General features: G+C 62.6%; 1 protein-coding gene. It reads left to right on the top strand.

Annotated elements, in window-relative coordinates; all coding sequences use genetic code 11:
- A partial coding sequence (locus EN906_RS35805) for a D-alanyl-D-alanine carboxypeptidase family protein (protein WP_164777690.1) occupies window positions 1-810 on the top strand: 810 nt, incomplete at both ends.

Genomic DNA, 810 nt, shown 5'->3' with positions numbered 1-810 from the left:
GCGCTGGCCAATCCGGTGGTCGTATTCGATCTCGGCAGCGGCAAGATCCTGCAGCATCAGGACGCGTTCAAGCGCTGGTATCCGGCATCGCTGAGCAAGCTGATGACCGCTTATGTCACCTTTCGGGCGATCGCCGCCGGCGAGGTTCAGCTTGATTCGCCGATCAAGGTGACCAAACACTCCGCCGCCGAGCCGCCAAGCAAGATGGGCTTCAAGCCGGGCTCGGTGATGCGACTCGACAACGCGCTGAAGATGATGCTGGTCAAATCGGCCAACGACATCGCCATGGCGGTGGGCGAAAATGTCGGCGGTTCGCAGGCGGCCTTTGCCGACCGGATGAACGCCGAAGCGACCCGGCTCGGCATGAACGGCACGCATTTCGTCAATCCGAACGGGCTCTATTCGCCGGATCAGTACACGACGGCGCGCGACCTCGCCGTGCTGGTGATGGCGATCCGCCGCGAATTTCCGCAATATGCGCCGTGGTTCTCGATCGAAGGCCTTGCCGTCGGCAAGAAGGCTATCCCCAACTACAATCTCTTGATTGGCCGTTATCCCGGCGCCGATGGCATGAAGACCGGCTTTGTCTGCCCTTCCGGCTTCAACATGATCGGTTCGGCGACCCGCAACGGGCGCACGCTGGTCGCGGTGGTGCTTGGCGAGAAATCGGCGGTCACACGTGCCGAGACCGCGGCAAAACTGCTCGATCAAGGTTTTGACGCGCCTGCCGCCGGCTCGGCCACCGTCACCACGCTGGCGCCCTATGGCGACACGGTCTCGCCCAACGACATGAAGGACGAGGTCTGCAAG

Origin of the sequence: Mesorhizobium sp. M7A.F.Ca.CA.004.06.1.1, from assembly GCF_003999135.1 — a bacterium.
Taxonomy (GTDB): Bacteria; Pseudomonadota; Alphaproteobacteria; order Rhizobiales; family Rhizobiaceae; genus Mesorhizobium.
Note: the sequence above shows the minus strand (reverse complement) of the source record. Positions and strands in the feature narration are given on the sequence as shown.